The organism is Variovorax sp. OV329 (assembly GCF_900114785.1).
Classification (GTDB): Bacteria; Pseudomonadota; Gammaproteobacteria; order Burkholderiales; family Burkholderiaceae_C; genus Variovorax.
On record NZ_FOUG01000015.1, the window covers coordinates 139,739 to 152,917 of the forward strand.

The 13,179-nt window shown below is 65.7% G+C and carries 13 protein-coding genes; 7 read left to right on the forward strand and 6 right to left on the reverse strand.

The annotated features are described in order from the left end of the window. The first annotated feature begins 2 nt into the window (after nucleotides 1-2). The 5 genes from BM345_RS22260 (at nucleotide 3) to BM345_RS22280 (ending at nucleotide 3,919) form a co-directional block, all read left to right on the forward strand. Nucleotides 3-1,316: a sulfate adenylyltransferase subunit 1 gene (locus tag BM345_RS22260; RefSeq protein ID WP_254789898.1), complete on the forward strand. Its 1,314-nt coding sequence runs from the start codon at nucleotides 3-5 to the stop codon at nucleotides 1,314-1,316. Nucleotides 1,317-1,388: 72 nt separating this feature from the next. Then, a complete protein-coding gene (gene fdxA / locus BM345_RS22265) occupies nucleotides 1,389-1,718 on the forward strand; it encodes a ferredoxin FdxA (RefSeq protein WP_093383787.1) in 330 nt (109 codons plus the stop codon). A 14-nt stretch (nucleotides 1,719-1,732) separates the two neighbouring features. Then, a complete protein-coding gene (locus BM345_RS22270; RefSeq protein WP_093383790.1) occupies nucleotides 1,733-2,758 on the forward strand; it encodes an NAD(P)/FAD-dependent oxidoreductase in 1,026 nt (341 codons plus the stop codon). A 95-nt stretch (nucleotides 2,759-2,853) separates the two neighbouring features. Continuing rightward, nucleotides 2,854-3,435, forward strand: coding sequence for a phosphatase PAP2 family protein (locus BM345_RS22275; RefSeq protein WP_175545114.1), 582 nt, complete (start codon nucleotides 2,854-2,856; stop codon nucleotides 3,433-3,435). Between the two features lie 64 nt (nucleotides 3,436-3,499). Then, on the forward strand, nucleotides 3,500-3,919 hold the full coding sequence (locus BM345_RS22280) for a hypothetical protein (protein WP_093383796.1): 420 nt from the start codon (nucleotides 3,500-3,502) through the stop codon (nucleotides 3,917-3,919). Between the two features lie 16 nt (nucleotides 3,920-3,935). On the opposite strand, the gene BM345_RS22285 is transcribed toward BM345_RS22280, so the two are convergent. Beyond that, complete coding sequence (locus BM345_RS22285; protein WP_093383799.1) at nucleotides 3,936-4,853, reverse strand: DMT family transporter; 918 nt, start codon at nucleotides 4,851-4,853, stop codon at nucleotides 3,936-3,938. A 74-nt stretch (nucleotides 4,854-4,927) separates the two neighbouring features. Then, entirely contained in the window at nucleotides 4,928-5,836 is a 909-nt protein-coding gene (locus BM345_RS22290) for a LysR family transcriptional regulator (RefSeq protein WP_093383801.1), read from the reverse strand. A gap of 113 nt (nucleotides 5,837-5,949) precedes the next feature. On the opposite strand from BM345_RS22290, the gene BM345_RS22295 reads away from it, so the two are divergent. Further along, nucleotides 5,950-6,174 (forward strand): hypothetical protein, encoded by a 225-nt coding sequence (locus BM345_RS22295; RefSeq protein WP_093383804.1) that lies wholly within the window; start codon nucleotides 5,950-5,952, stop codon nucleotides 6,172-6,174. Nucleotides 6,175-6,720: 546 nt separating this feature from the next. On the opposite strand, the gene BM345_RS29825 is transcribed toward BM345_RS22295, so the two are convergent. Then, on the reverse strand, nucleotides 6,721-6,957 hold the full coding sequence (locus BM345_RS29825) for a hypothetical protein (RefSeq protein ID WP_139237586.1): 237 nt from the start codon (nucleotides 6,955-6,957) through the stop codon (nucleotides 6,721-6,723). A 631-nt stretch (nucleotides 6,958-7,588) separates the two neighbouring features. On the opposite strand from BM345_RS29825, the gene BM345_RS29830 reads away from it, so the two are divergent. After that, a complete protein-coding gene (locus tag BM345_RS29830) occupies nucleotides 7,589-7,954 on the forward strand; it encodes a hypothetical protein (RefSeq protein WP_139237587.1) in 366 nt (121 codons plus the stop codon). Between the two features lie 461 nt (nucleotides 7,955-8,415). Here BM345_RS29830 and BM345_RS22300 read toward each other — a convergent pair whose 3' ends face one another. The 3 genes from BM345_RS22300 to BM345_RS22310 all read right to left on the reverse strand — a co-directional run bounded on the left by BM345_RS22300 (nucleotide 8,416) and on the right by BM345_RS22310 (nucleotide 13,079). Then, nucleotides 8,416-9,006 carry a 3-keto-disaccharide hydrolase gene (locus tag BM345_RS22300; RefSeq protein ID WP_093383807.1) on the reverse strand — a complete coding sequence of 197 codons (591 nt, stop codon included), beginning with the start codon at nucleotides 9,004-9,006 and terminating at the stop codon, nucleotides 8,416-8,418. 1,059 nt (nucleotides 9,007-10,065) lie between these two features. Further along, entirely contained in the window at nucleotides 10,066-12,219 is a 2,154-nt protein-coding gene (locus tag BM345_RS22305; RefSeq protein WP_254789900.1) for an alkyl/aryl-sulfatase, read from the reverse strand. Nucleotides 12,220-12,422: 203 nt separating this feature from the next. Beyond that, nucleotides 12,423-13,079, reverse strand: a complete 657-nt coding sequence (locus BM345_RS22310; protein ID WP_093383813.1) for an MEDS domain-containing protein — start codon at nucleotides 13,077-13,079, stop codon at nucleotides 12,423-12,425. Between the last annotated feature and the right edge of the window lie 100 nt (nucleotides 13,080-13,179).

Sequence of the window (13,179 nt, forward strand, 5' to 3'; positions counted from 1 at the left end):
CCTTGAACCCCGCCGTCGACGGCACCGCCGGCGCCGAAGTCGACACCGGCACCGCCCTTCGCTTCATCACCTGCGGCAGCGTGGACGACGGCAAGAGCACGCTCATCGGCCGCCTGCTGGTGGACAGCAAGACCGTGCTGCAGGACCAGCTGGCCGGCGTGCAGCGCGGCGGCGAGACCGACCTGGCGCTGCTCACCGACGGCTTGTCGGCCGAGCGCGAACAGGGCATCACCATCGACGTGGCCTACCGCTACTTCTCCACCGCCACGCGCAAGTTCATCATCGGCGACGCGCCGGGCCACGAGCAGTACACCCGCAACATGGTGACGGCCGCCTCCAGCGCCGACGCCGCCGTGGTGCTGGTCGACGCGACCAAGCTGCCCTGGGCCAGCCAGGTGGACGAAGGCGAAGTGGTCAAGCGCGAGCTGCTGCCGCAGACCCGCCGCCACACCCTGCTGGCGCACCTGCTGCGCGTGCAGTCCATCGTGTTCGCCATCAACAAGCTCGACGCCGTGCCCGATGCGGCACTGGCGCTGGAGCGCATCTCCGACGCGCTCGACACCTTCGCCGAAGCCGCCGGCGTGCAGGTCACGGCCACCGTGCCGATCTCGGCCCTGAAAGGCTGGAACGTGGCCACCCGCCATGCCGACTGGTGCGGCTACCAAGGCCCCAGCCTGCTGGAAGTGCTGGAAGGCCTGCCGGTCACCCGGCAGGACGAGGCCGTGCCCTTCGCCTTCCCGGTGCAGTGGGTGGAGAAGTTCTCCGGCTCGGCCGACACCTCGCGCGGACGCCGCGTGTTCTGGGGCCGCGTGGCCAGCGGCCACGTGGAGCCGGGCCAGCGCATCAGCATCCTGCCCAGCGGCCAGACGGCCACCGTGGCCCAGGTGCTGGACCATGCGCGCAACCCGAAGGTGGTGCATGCGGGCCACAGCGCCGGCATCGTGCTGGACCGCGAGGTGGACGTGTCGCGCGGCGACTGGCTGCTGGCGCCCGACGCCTTCGCCCCGGCGCGCGAGATCACCGCCACCGTCGCCTGGCTGGACGACGAGCCCCTGGTGGCCGGCCGCGTCTACTGGGCGCTGCAGGGACATCGCTGGGTCAAGGCCAAGGTCGCCCGCGTGGTGGACCGCCTGAACATCAACACGCTGGAGGCCGAGGAAACCCAGCAGCTGGAGGCCAACTCCATCGGCGACGTGGTGCTGGCCCTGCAGCAGCCGCTGGCCGTGCGCCCCTTCACAGAGTCGCGCGGACTGGGCTCCATGGTGCTGGTGGACACCGCCTCCCACCGCACCGCGGCCGCGGTCTTGGTCCGCTGATTCGCACAGTTTCGCGAAGAACGTAAAATCTAGGGTTTCCCCCCGAACAAAAAAACTGGCGCCAGAACACCAATGACTCACGTCGTTTCCGAATCGTGCATCCGCTGCAAGTACACCGACTGCGTCGATGTCTGCCCGGTGGACTGCTTCCGCGAAGGTCCCAACATGCTCGTCATCGACCCCGACGAGTGCATCGACTGTGCGGTGTGCATTCCCGAATGCCCGGTGAACGCGATCTACGCCGAGGAAGACCTTCCGGGCGACCAGATCGCCTTCATCAAGCTCAATGCCGAGCTGGCCCTGGCCGACGGCTGGAAGAGCATCACCAAGCGCAAGCCCGCCCTTCCCGACGCGGACGAGTGGAAGGACAAGACCGGCAAGATCTCCGAGCTGGTCAAGTAAGGCGCCAGCGACTGATGCAGTCCACGGCACCGATCGAATGCGACGCGCTGGTCATCGGCGCGGGCCCGGTCGGTCTGTTCCAGGTCTTCCAACTGGGCCTGCTGGAAATCTCCTGCCACGTCGTCGACGCGCTGCCCTTCGCGGGCGGCCAGTGCGTGCAGCTCTACGGCGACAAGCCCATCTACGACATTCCCGGCACGCCGGTCACCACCGGGCGTGGCTTGGTCGAGTCGCTGCTGCGGCAGGTCGAGCCCTTCTCTCCCGAGTTCCACCTGGGCCAGCAGGTCGCCACGCTGGCCCGCCAGGTGGACGGCCGGCTGCTGCTGGGCACCTCGCGCGGCACGCAGTTCCTGGCGAAGACCGTCTTCATCGCCGCCGGCGTGGGCGCCTTCCTGCCCAAGCACATCGCGGTGCCGGGCCTCGAAGCCTTCGAGGGCAGCCGGCTCTTCTACCACCCCGATTCGCTGGAGCGCTTTGCCGGGCAATCGGTGCTGGTGCATGGCGGCGACGACGAGGCGCTCGAAGCCGCGCTTAAGCTGCTGGGCGTCGCTCGCGACGTGACGCTGCTGCATCGCCGCGACGGCTTCCAGGCCGAGGAAGAAACCGTGGGCCGCGTCCGCGACCGCATCGCCCAGGGTGCGCTGCGCCTGGTCATCGGCCAGCCGCAGGCCTTCGACGGCCGCCGCCTCAGCGTGGCCCCGCCCGAGGGCGAGCCCATCGTGATCGAGACCGAGGCCTGGCTGGCCTACCCCGGCATCTCGCCGCGCCTGGGCCCCATTGCCGACTGGGGCTTGCAGATGGCGCGCAAACAGGTGCCGGTGGACACCGAGAAGTACCAGACGAGCGAGCCCGGCGTGTTCGCGGTGGGCGACATCAACAGCTACCCGGGCAAGAAGAAGCTGATCGTCTGCGGCTTCCACGAGGCCACGCTGGCCGCCTGGGGCGCGAGCGCGCTGGTATTTCCTGACAAGGCCATCCCGCTGCAATACACCACCACCAGCACGCGCCTGCACGAGCTGCTGGGCGTCTCGCATTCCTGAACTGAGCACCAAGGTTCCGTCTCGCCGGGACCACTGCCTTGCCAGCGTCACGGGGCTTTCATCCCCGGTTCATGCTCGGCTCGCACCATGGCCGGATGCAGGCGATCCATCTGGCCATTTTCGAAGCGCTGCGCGCTGAACAGGTCTTCACCCAAGCCCTGCTGTGGCTGGCCCGGCACGGCGCCACCCTGGGCGCGGCGCTGGTGGCCTGGGTCATCGTGCGCCATCCGCAGGAGCGAATCCACGCCTGCGCCGTCGTCCTGGCCGCCTTGCTTGCCTCGGCGATAGCCCACGCACTGGCCGATTCACTGGGCTTCGTGCGGCCCTACATGGCCGGCCTGGGCACACCGCGCATTCCGCACGGCGCACGCGGCGGCCTGCCCAGCGCGCATGCCAGCGTGATGTTCACGGTGGCACTGCTGCTGTGGCGCAGACCGAACCTGCGGCTCACTGCGCTGGCCGCGACGCTGCTGGCCGTCCTCACAAGCTGGGGGCGCATCCACGCCAACGTTCATTTCCCCATCGACATCGCCGCAGGCCTGCTGCTGGCGGTGGTGCTGGCCACGGCAGTGCACCTTCTGCCGCGCGGCCTCTCGCACCTGAGCCGCCGCACGGCTCGAAGCCCGGTGCAGGCACTGGCGCTCGATGACGCCGCGCCCACCATCCGCGCGGGATAGCGGCCGCCATTTACCTTCACGATGTGCGAGCATTGCCCCCCGGTGCACCGACCGGAGCCACGTCATGCCGATCTCATGGAAGCGTCGCGTCATCCTGTTCATCCAGCGCTTCTGGCAGCCCACCAGCGCCTGCGTGAGTTGCATGCCCGGGAGCCTGGGCAACCTGCTGAGCATCCCGCATTGGCAGCTTGCGCTGCAGACTGGGCTGCTGACGGGCATCCTGGCGCTGGTGCTGAGCTTCACGCCGGCGTCCCGGCTTTTCTCCAACCGCTACGGCAACGCGATGGTCGTGGGCGCCCTGACCGCCATCGGCGATGCTTTCTCGCACCCGGGGCACTTCAGCATTCCGGGGCTGGAGGCGGTGCTCACGGGCATCGTCTCCGGCGTACTGGCGCTTGCGGGTTCCTTCGTCTTCGAGGATCGGGCACGGCGCCTTCGCGCGCTCTGGTCGCGGCTTCGAGGACGGCATCCGCAGCATCGGTGAAGACGCCGCGCCGGCTTCACTCCGGCTGGGCGTCCAGCGCGGCCCGCTGCCGGCTTCGCTCGTTGTGCAGCATGTACAGCCCCGACCCCACCAGCAGCGCGATGCCCATCCAGGCCCAGGCGTTGGGCACCTCGTCCCACACCGCGTAGCCCAGCAGCACGGCCACCAGCACCGCGCAGTAACGAAAAGGCGCGGTGAGCGACACGTCGCCCGAACGCATGCACTGCACCAGCAGGAAGTAGCCCGAGGCCAGGAAGGCCGCCGCCACGCCCAGCAGGCCCAGCTCGCGCGGCCCGAAGGCCTGCCAGCCGCTGAACAGGGTCAGGCAGCCCGCCAGCACGGTGACGGACAAGGCGGTGGCCAGCGTGATGATGATCGAGGGAATGCCGGGCTCGATGCGCCGCGTCATCAGGTCTCGCGTGGCATGGAAGAGCGTGCCCAGCAGGCACAGCAGGGCCCAGGCGTTGAAGCCGTCGCCGCTGGGCTGCACGATGCACAGCACGCCGGCGAAGCCCAGCACCACCGCCAGCCAGCGCGCGAAGCCTGCGCGCTCGCGCAGGAAGAACACCGCGAACACGGTCATGAACAGGGGCGCGGCCAGGTTGATGGCCGTGGCATTGGCAATCGGCAGCCGGAACAGCGAGGCCAGGTAGAGCATGGTCGCGCACGCATCGACCGCGCCGCGCAGCGCCACCCGCGGATTGGCCAGTGCCCGGTAGTGCCGCAGTGCACCCAGGTGCCGGGCCACCATCAGCACCAGCACCGAGGCCATCACGCCGCGCAGGAAGATGAGCTGCGCCGAGGGCAGCGACTCGCTCACGTGCTTGACCAGCGCATCGTTGAGCACGAAGCAGGTCATGGCGCCGATCATGGTGGCGATGGCACGGGCGTTGGCGCGGGAGGACGGGCTGGCGCCCAGGATCTGCGAGGTCATTGAAGCGGGAGAAGAGGTGAAGCCGGATGCGCAGCGAGGCACGCGCGCCCGCTCCGATGCTGCCACAGCCCCGTTCAGCGCGCTCTGGCCTGGATGCGCGACTGCTCGACCAGCACCTCCACCACACGGCCCACCGCACCGTCGCGCGCCTCGTCCGCGCGGTGTCCGATCACCAGGTTGCGCACCAGGCGGGGGCTCAGGGGCAGCATGCGCACGCGCGCGTCGGGCGTGGCGTCTTCGTCCTGCCGCAGCGGCAGCAAGGCGGCGCCGTACCCCGCCTCCACCAGGCCGCGCATGGCCACGTCGTAGTTGTGCTCGATGCGTGGCCGCGGCGCGAAGCCGGCGCGGCCGAACCACTCCATGGTCAGCGCGAACATGCGCGTGCCCGGCTCGTTCATGATCAGGGGATGCTGCGCCAGCCAGGCCGGCGTGGCGCGCCTGGGGGATTTCCACTGCGCCGGCACCAATGCCTGCATTTCGTGCTGCGCCCAGGGCGTGAAGCGCACGCCCGGCACCGCCGGCTGCGGCTGCGAGACCAGCGCCACGTCCACCGTGCCGGCCTGCAGGCCGGCTGCCGATGCGTCCGAGCCGATGAACAGCGGCGAGACCTCGATGCCCGGATAGCGTTGCGCCAGCAGCTTGAACACCGGGGGCAGCAGGTCCACCACGATGCTGGTGGTGCTCACGCCCAGCCGCACCCGGCCTTCCAGGCCCGCATGCAGTCGTTGCGCGGCATCGACGGCCTCGTCCACCTCGCGCAGCAGGCGCCGGCCGCGATCGATGAGCTCGGCGCCCGCCGGCGTGGGCCGCACGCGGCGCGCACCGCGCAGCATCAGCGGCACGCCCAGGCGCGACTCCAGCTCGCTCACATGCAGGCTCACCGTGGGCTGGGCCAGGTGCAGCGCCTGCGCGGCGGCCGAGAAGCTGCCCAGGTCGGCAATGGCGATGAGGGTCTGGAGCTGGTCGAGGTTGATCTGACGCATCAGCTATTCTGATTCCACGCTTCAGGAATCTCAACTTCCATGATGACTCGAATCAAAGGAAGATCGCCTCACTCTCACTTTTCACTCGATTCACCACCGCCACGGAGCCCGCCATGAACACCGCCGTCCTGTACTTGCCACATCTCTCCAAAATCGACCTGCTCGGTGGCTTGGCACGCTGGCGTGCGCGTGCGCAGGAGCGCAGCCGCCTTCGCGCGCTGCGACAGGAGCTGTCGGCGCTGGGCCAGCGCGAGTTCAGCGACCTGGGCGTGGGCAGCAGCGAGATGCCGTACTGGCTCGACTGCGCAGGCAACGGCACGCGGAATTCGCGCAGCTAGGCAAAAGGTTCCAAGAGCAGGCCGGCCCGATGCGCCGGCCGACTTCGAGTCCTCGCAGGGGACTCGCTCCCAGGCAGTTGATTCCGCCTGAGGGGTCGCAGCGCCGCATGCGCTCGCCAACCTGACCCACCCGGAAGCGATCCGACCCGCGCCAAGCCCGCGGCTTCTCCAGATCGCGGCCTCATCCCCATCCCGGCCCTCCGCTCAACACTGCGCGTGAGGCGAGATCCCCGCCTCATACCACTCTTCGCGACGAGCCTCCCGATGCCATCCACACTTCATGGCCGCTGCATCCCTGCGATCGCAGCTGCCGTCCTGCTTTGTGCATCTCTGCGCCCGAGCAGGCTTCCCCCTCCCGTCCATCTGAGCGAGAGAGCCTGCTGCCTCCCAGCAGGCAGCACGGCGGGGCCTGCGAAGGGCCCTCGCGCTTTCCGCCGGCCGGGATGCCGGCTTCGTGCCCTTTGCGGAACTTGCTCCTAGGGCGAAAGCTGACGTTGGTGTGACAGGTCCTGCACCAGAGTTACAGCTGGCCGGACGAGAAGTTTCTCAAAGCTTTCCAGCATCGATGTCTGAAATCGCCTGGACGATGTAGTTTCGGTGGGCATGGAACGCCGAAAGCACGGCACGCATTGCGCTGAGGCTGCGGGTTGCGGGCTGTGCGTCGTGGCCTCGCTCGCGGGAACCTTGAGCAAGGCGTTCCATGCGAGCAATGAGGTTCACGGCGAGCACGATGTGAGCATCTGCTAGCTGCAGATGTCGCTCCTCGACAACTCGGTCGAGCATGGCCGGCCCCCAACCCGTAGTGTGCACAACCAGATTGTGCTCCGCCGACCTGCGCCTTTTTCAAAAAGGTAGGATTTCCGCGCATCAGCCCTCACCACTTGAGCGACTCAGCGCGAGAACGAACGTCGTCTAAAAAAGTGCGGAGAAGCTTTGAAGCCATGGTACGCAGTGCTCGCGCGTGCGAGAGGTCGGATGGAAAGTGAATTCACGCCGCAGTACGTCTCGTATATCCGCAGCTCGGCTGACCGTGCTGCCCTTTCGGCTTCCTGCCACTCGAACAAGGAGGAGTGAAATTTGCGCATGGTGCACCCTAGGTGCACGAACAAATCTGATGATTGAACTCCGCAGCCTAGGGCACAAAGGAAAGCCGCTCAGCAGGAACGCTGGCTTTGCCAGTAACGCTATTCTGTGGCGCGCTCCGTCGAACGCAGGACCCCATTTTCTGAGATTTCCTGGACTCAGGCCTACAGAGCGCTTTCGTCGGGTCCGGGTTTTCCGCGTTGGACCTCCAGACACCTTGCCTGCGTGCGACCTCAGCGACGCCAGCGTGCGAAAGAGTTGCGGCGGCAGCCTACAGACGTGGGAGAGCGTTGCAGCAAAAATGCGCGCCGGCAGGTACCCTGCGACTGGCATGTTCCTATCCGTTTTGAGGACGCATATGACATACGGTTATCCCTCAACTTATGCAGAGTGGGCGAAAGCGGAAGCCCGTGTTCTCGATGCTGAACGCGAGCTTCTCAAAAAGATTAGAAGTTCGCCGCCGAATACAGACTTGGCACCGGAAACTCTCAAGCTTGACGAACTCCGATTGAAAGCCAGCATGCTGCTGAAGCAGTTCATCGACGCGGCTGATGATGCCGTCCATCATGCAGAGGCGACAAGGCAATCGTTGGACGCGTTGTCCGGTCGCGCCAGGCAGATGGTCGAACAGCAAATAATCCTTGAGGACCCTTTTAAGGGCGCGCTTGGAGTCCGAGGGCGCCAGCAGCACGGCTAACCCCGGCGGGAAAGAAAGTGCGCGCGCGACGTTCCAAACTGACCTAGCTGGCAATCTCGGACTTCACGATGGTTACGCCCGAGCGCAACGTCAGCTTTCCGCCTTCTTCCTGCAGCGCTTCTGAGGTCGGCTCGTGGCCGTCAAGAGCAGTCCCGTGGACGTATCCGAGCGTCAGATCAGGACGCGTTGCCGCCACCGAGCCAGCGAAGTCGCGTGTGGGCCGCGCGACGGCTATGGCGGCATCCGACCCAGCCAGTCTGTCCGAGCCTTTCCGCCAACCGAAAGCGGACGCAGCCGGACCCACCACGCCAGGTGACCTTCTGCCAGGGCCGCGCAATCCAGCATTTGGTCAATGCGGCGGGACGCCCGGCGGCGCCGCTCGCACCAGGCCGAGGCTTTGCATGAGGACGACGACGCCCACACGCTGAGCAACCTGCGTCGGCGTGCCGCGGCGCCGACGCTCAGAGCGGCGTGATCTCGACCTTGCGGAACTTGATCGTGCCGCGCCCCCACTGCAGCGCGATCGGACCGCTGGCGAGCTTGCCGTCCTCGACGTCGACCGTCTTCACGCCGTTCAGCACCAAGGTCAGGCGCTTGCCGCGAGCGGTGATCTCGTAGGTGTTCCACTTGCCGCCCGCCTTGGGCATAGGCGACACCGCGGCGACCTTGACGATTGCGCCGGTGCCGTAGGTCGGGTCGGGCCGCTGGTCGAAGATGTTGGCCTCATAGCAGGTCTCGTCGCCAATCTCGGCAGGATTTCTGCAGCGGATGAAGACGCCGCTGTTGGCGTCGTCGCTGGCCCAGAACTCGGCGCGAATGACGAAGTCGGTGTACGAGACCTTGGTAACGAGGTAGGCCGGGTCCTTGCCGCCTGCAGTCGCCTGGATCGCGCCGTCGACGGCGCTCCAGTTGGCTTCGCCGACGCGGTTGAAGTTCTCCAGGCCGCGGGGGCCGTCGACCAGCACGGTCGAGTTGCCCATGCTGGCGCAGCCGGCCAGGGCTGCGGGGAGCAACAGCGCCAGGAGGGCGCGGGGGGGCAAGGTCTTCTTCATCGTGTCTCCTCGAAGGAACTGTCATGTGTCGCGGATGCGAGCCGCATCTTGCGTCGGCGGGGCCGCATCGCGCAAGCTAGGTTAAGCCTGCACACGGGCGGCGCGCGCCGTCAGTTCAGCGACTGGCTTCGATCGCTGAGGTTCAGGTCAGGGGTCCAGGACCGTCGAAGGTCCCGTCCGTGGCCCGCAGCTAACGCGGGCCAAGTGACCCCGGACGCATGGGACGAACTCGGCGCCGCACACTTCGACCGCGCCGATGCCGCCAGGACCGCCAACCGCCTGATCCGCAGGCTTCAACAAGCCGGTTGTGTCGTGCAGGCCGCGCCAGCTTCATGAACGATTGAGTTTCACTTGAGGCCGCGCAGGCGTTGCAATCGCCCCGAGAGGCGCCTGCGTACTGTCTTCGGGGCTGGATACCCAACATCGTCCTCGACAGTCCATAGCGTCTTGGCTGCGGCAACATCGCGGTAGAAGGCCCAGGCTTGCGATGCGGATTGAGTCATAGATTGAAGGTCTGATCTCGGCCCATTGTTCATGGCCGCCGATTTGTGTGCACGCGCTTCAAGTCAGGCGACACCAACCCCGACGCAAATTGTTGTACGCGCGCCGCGAACGTCTGCAATGCCACTAATTCTGCGACGCGGCCCACCGGCTGCTTCTGGGCCGGCTGCCGACTTCCGACCAACAAGGCGCTTCGCTCTTCCTCACACGCAAATGGATCGGCTATTTAGGTTTGATTTTGGGTTGCGAGGGCGCGGCGGAATCGACCAGGTCTCCGGCCAAGGCGTGCACGCGCCCGGCGGCCTTCTTCGCGAGCTGCGCCTTCAGCCGTTCGTTCTTCCTCTGCTGAGCGGCCAGAACGGAAACGTTGGTCGACTGCCTAATTGAAAGGTGAGGTCGGTGGGGAGGACTTCTCATGAGTCATGGCGATGACCTTCTCTTTGCCAAAGAATGAACGCTCGGCCCCGTTGCGGATGGAACTCCCGGAAGCCGAGCACGTCGGGCCACGACCAGACAGTCGAGGCTTCTCAGTGACGCAAGGCGCGCCACCGATCCGAGTCATGGCGTTGAGATATTGAACCAGAACGGGAACTCGTCCAGCAGGCCCATGAAGTCGGTGAAGCTCTCACGCTTGCCATCCACTTTCAGCTGCCCCTTCGAGATCGCGTCGTCGATGGACAGCTCCTTGTTTTGGATCGCGTCCAGCGTGGCCTTGGCCATGGTGAGAGTGGCGTCGGCCTGCTTGAGCGGTGGCCCGTAGTGCAGTACGGCGTTCTCCACATCGAGGCCATACTGCTTTTTCAGATCGCTGAAGTTCAGGTTCAGCCCGATCTTCTTGCCAGCCGCCTTGGGGCCGTTGAGCCGCACAGACAGGTAGTCGAACAGCATCTCGGGAGGCATTGCCCGAATGGTGTCCGCATTGGCAGGCTGAACGCCGCCCACGTTTGGCACGCCGTTGCGCAGCTCGAAGGCGCCCTGCAGGTAGACGCTGCGCCACGGGCCTGACTCCGCCTGGTAGCCCAACTGCTCGTAGGCGTCCGCCAGCAGGTTCTTGCCTTCGGCGCCCTGCGGATTTGCGAACACCACGTGCTTCACCGCCTCGGCCACCCAGCGATATTCGCCCTTGTCGAAGTCGGCCCTTGCCTTCTGCAGGACGGCAGCCTCGCCTCCCATGTACTCGACGTACTTCTTAGCGGCCGGCTCCGGCGGGAGGTTATTCAGGCTGGACGGGTTGCCGTCGTACCAGCCCATGTAGCGCTGGTAGATGGCCCGAGAGTTATGGCGCAAGGTGCCGTAGTAGCCGCGGTTGGGCCAGAACTTGTCGAGTTCGGGCGGCAACTGGATCATTTCGGAGATCTCCTCCCCTGTGTAGCCCTTGTTCATCAGGTTGACCGTCTGGTCGTGCATGTACTTGTACATGTCACGTTGCTTCTTCCAGTAGTCGATGATGTTCTCGGTGCCCCAACGTGGCCAGTGGTGGCTCTGGAACTTCACGTCCGTCTTGGGCCCGTAGACGCGGATGGTCTCATCGAGAAACGACGACCACTTCAGCGCATCGCGCACTTGCGCGCCGCGCAGCGTCAGGATGTTGTGCATCGTGTTCGTGGTGTTCTCGGCCATCCACATCGCGCGCCAAGCCGGGAAGTAGGTGTTCATCTCCGACGGGGCCTCGGTTCCCGGCGTCATCTGGAACTCCATGGTCACGCCGTCGATCGTGACCTTCTCGCCAGTCTTCTTGATGAACTGGTTCGGAAGGATGAGGCCGGAGTAGCCGGTGGAAGTGGTCTGTCCCAGTCCGCCGTTGACGCCGCCCTGCGCGTTGCGAGGCAGCAGCGCTCCGTACATGTAGACCGCGCGGCGACCCATCACATTGCCAGCAATCACGTTTTCGCTCACCGCATGCTCGGTGAAATCCGCGGGTGCCAGAACCTTGACCTTTCCGGACTTCACGTCCTCGGTTTTCACCACACCATGCGCTCCGCCGTAGTGGTCGATGTGACTGTGGCTGTAGACCACGCCGACCACCGGGCGTTTGCCAAGCTTCTCGTTGGCCAGGTCCAATGCCGCCTTCGCAGGCTCCGCAGAGATCAACGGATCGAAAACGATCCAGCCCGTTTTTCCCTTGATGAACGTGATATTGGACAGGTCGTAGCCGCGCACTTGGTAGATGTTGTCGTGCACCTTGAACAGCCCATAGAGCGTGCTCAGTTGTGCATTGCGGTACAGGCTGGGGTTGATGGTGTCGGGCGCTGGCTTGTCCAGTCCGATGTACTTCTTGTACTCCTCCATGTCCCATACGGGCGCGCCTTTGTCGCTTTTGATGGTCAGAGTGTCTGGCCGTGCGATGAAGCCGCGCTGCGCGTCTTCGAAATCCGCTTTGTCGTTGAAAGGGAGTTCGGATTGGACGGCCGCATTGGCGGCCTTGGTGGCTTCGGTGGCCGGCTTGGAAGCAGCCGGCTGGGCGTTCGAAGGAAGGGAAAAGGCCAGAGTAACAATGCCGCCGGCGATGCCGGCACTCAGCTTCGGATTCAATCTCACGAGCGACTCCTGATGATGGATCGGCAGTGCCCCGCCGCTTATGGCGAGAGCAAGATCGCGCGAAGTGAGCGCCCGATAGAAAATGTTTTGTTTGTCGAGGCCCCTCTGCACGAGGTGAGGACCGTAGCACGCACGGGTGACATGGCCGGCCGCCATACTTACGTCAAAGGACATAGGTACTGGCGTTGCAGCGCATCGACTAGTACTTTCGAATTCGACCCTCGCGCCGAAGGTCAGGGCATCGCGCTGCACAGCCTCAGCGAGCCTGGAGACGAACGGTCGTCCTTCGACGCCAAGGCTTTGAGCCTCGGCCGGTGTTAGGCGCGGCTTTTCCCCGATGCTGCGTTTCGCGCCTCAGGGAGCGCGTCTGCTGCCCCTTAGCGGGCCGCCGCGTGGGCCTGCCGGCGGCCCTTCAGCTCCCGCACGAACTGTTCGACCGGCAGGTAGAACGGGTTCTCGTGCAGCAGTCCGCCCAGGATCACGACCGGGTGCGTGCGCAGCACGTCGGCGACCAGCGCGGCCGAGGTCTTCGAGAGGTCGTAGAGGCAGACCACCGTATCGCGGCCCTCCGGCACCACATCGTTCAGACGTGCCTCGTACTCGAGGAAGTCCTGCACGCCCGGCCAGTCCTCGCTGGCCCATTCGACATGGCCGGTGAAGCGCAAGATCGGCGGCTCGCCGCCGGCCGACAAGCGCTTCTGGATGGCTGCAAGCATGCGCTGGACGTCGAAATGGCCGTCGCGCAGGTAGTGGTCGTGCACCGACAGGATCTCCAGCTGGCCGCTGCGCTCTTGGGTCTCGACGTCGACGCCGCACGCCAGCAAATGCCGCCGCAGGGCCGGGCGATGCTCGGGATCCACGATCTGGCAAATGCGGTCGCCGCGCGCCAGGCCGTCCTTGATGAAGGGAAGTATCACGCGGTACTCCTCCTCCGCATCGCGGAAGAAGGCACAGATGTGGCGGTGCCTGCCAAGCGTGGTGCCGGCGATTTCGATCGGCACCTGGCAGCCGCAGGCGATGGCGGATGCGTTCATGGACTTCTTGTATGGATGCCTCCCGGCTATGAGGAGTAACCCGCATCGGTGTTGTGAAGAAGTCGGCTGCTGCCTTGTATCCGGCCTGTTGTGTGAGGAG